Source organism: Micromonospora sp. NPDC049891 (assembly GCF_040660295.1).
GTDB lineage: Bacteria > Actinomycetota > Actinomycetes > Mycobacteriales > Micromonosporaceae > Micromonospora.
The window spans coordinates 1-2150 of sequence record NZ_JBFAML010000067.1; the positions used below are offsets into that span (position 1 = coordinate 1).

The window sequence follows — 2150 nt, forward strand, 5'->3', positions numbered from 1 at the left end:
GACGCCGAGTCTGACGACGGCGGATGAGACACCGCCGCCCTCCCGGTGATCAAGGCCGGGAGGGCGGGCGGCGGATTAGCCACCTACTGCACACAACTACCTACTACTACCCCGGGTCGAATCGTACCCGGAGCGGCACACAACAGCCCAAGACCAGGGGGGCTCCGGATGCGAGAGGACAACCCCCGTTGGACACGGAAGATCCCGCCGACAAGGTGTTCCTGGACGACTGGTACCGGGCGCTCAACGAGCCCGGCTACAACCCCAACGCCCCCGTCGCGTTGGCGGTGAACGGCACCCGCCCGAAGGAGGAGCAGGACGAGCCGCCGCCCAACCGCTTCGCCGCGCAGGTGATCCGACGCTCCGCCCTGCGCAGCATCCCGCCCATCGAGCCGCTCATCGACGGCATCCTGTCCCGCCGCGCCACCGCCGTCCTCGTCGGCAGCTACGGCTCCGGCAAGACGTTCCTCGCCCTCGCCCTCGCCTGCGCCGTAGGCACCGGGCGCGACTGGCTCGGGCGGGCCGTGAAACGCTGCCCCGTCCTGTACATCGTCGGTGAAGGCGCGGCGGGCCTCGACGCCCGGATCACCGCATGGGAGCAGGCGTGGAACGCCGGGCAGCCCATAGACGACGGTGACGTGATCTTCGTGGTGCGCCCTGGCAGCATCGCCAGCCCGCACACGTGGGCCGACATCCTCGCCTTCGCCATCGCCCACGGCGTCGGCCTGATCATCCTCGACACCCTGTCATCCCTCGGCCCTGACGTCGATGAAACCAAGGACGCCGCCACGATCACCCGGCGCATGGCCGACCTCGCCGACGCCATCGACGGCACCGTCCTCCTGGTGCACCACCCCGGCTGGTCCGATGACGGCCGCACCCGGGGCGGCTACCAGTGGGAGGCCAACACAGACGAAGTGCTCGTGCTGCACGGCACCGCCAAGTCGCCGGAGCTGCGGCTGGAACGGAAGAAGGTGAAGGACGGCGAGGCAGGCCCGCCGATCCTGCTGCGCCGCAAGGCCGCCCACGGCTCCTGCGTCATCGAAGGCGTCGCCGCGCAGGAGCGGGCGCAGGCGGTAGCCAACAACGCCGAGGCCATCGCCCGAGCCGTCTTCGGCGACGGCACCTTCACCCGTGCGCAGCTCCGCGACGCCCTGGTCGAGCGGATGAGCGTGTCCGCCACCACCGCCTACGAGTACATCAACGGCCTGTCCCGGGATGGGCTGCTCCGCGCCGTCACCGGACGAGGCCGAAACACCCAATACCGGATGGAGGGGCGGCGACCGTGAGAAAGGACCCGGACGAACTGCCCGGACGAACTGCCGGACGAACTCCCGGACGAACTGCCGGTGGAACCGGAAAAACGCAGGTCAACGCCCTTTGCCGGCCGGTCGAAGTCCTCCGGTCGTAACGACCGCCGGCTGCCGGGCCTTAAGAGGCCCGGCAGCCGGACGAACTACCGGTCGAACTGCTGCGCCGCCGCAGCACACCGCACACCGCAGATAGGGAGAACGATCATGTACCGACTACCGCGCTACCGCCGGTCGCAGACATGGCAGCAGAAGGAACGATCACTAGTCGCCCGCCTGATGTCTCGGTACGAGGTGCAGCCCGACGGCTGCTGGCGCTGGACCGGCACCATGATGAACGTCGGCTACGGGCAGATATCCCGGCACGGGCGGAACGTGCCAGCACACCGCGCCATGTACGAACACCTGCGCGGCCCGATACCCGGGGACCTCGACCTCGATCACCTCTGCAACAACCGCGCCTGCGTCAACCCCGATCACCTGGAGCCCGTCACCCGCTCCGAGAACACCCTGCGGGGCATCGCCTACAAGCGGCGGCAGGCAGGCCAACAGCCGCTATGGGACGAGGCCGCCTGATGATCACCCCCAGTTTTTAGGGCCGCCGCCGGAACAGGCCGCGCATTGCCTGTCTTCTTTTTTTCTACCGGCCGGAAGTTCATGCAGTTGATCCACAAGGAGGGGTTTGATCATGGAGATTCCGCTGAACGAGGCGACGGCTGCCCGCCTGGCTGCCGCCGCTGCTGCCGCTGATGTGCCCACAGCCGGGTTCGCGGCGGCACTGCTGGCCGAAGCCCTGGAGGTGGGGGTGTTCGGGGTGCAGACGCCCCGTCCGGGCGTGAC

Annotated in this window: 2 protein-coding genes; both read left to right on the forward strand. The window is 68.8% G+C overall.

Annotated elements, in window-relative coordinates:
* Nucleotides 1-188: 188 nt before the first annotated feature.
* Nucleotides 189-1289 carry an AAA family ATPase gene (locus AB0I71_RS32415; RefSeq protein WP_357591166.1) on the forward strand — a complete coding sequence of 367 codons (1101 nt, stop codon included), beginning with the start codon at nucleotides 189-191 and terminating at the stop codon, nucleotides 1287-1289.
* 300 nt (nucleotides 1290-1589) lie between these two features.
* Nucleotides 1590-1886 carry an HNH endonuclease signature motif containing protein gene (locus AB0I71_RS32420; RefSeq protein WP_357591168.1) on the forward strand — a complete coding sequence of 99 codons (297 nt, stop codon included), beginning with the start codon at nucleotides 1590-1592 and terminating at the stop codon, nucleotides 1884-1886.
* The last annotated feature ends 264 nt before the right edge of the window (nucleotides 1887-2150 follow it).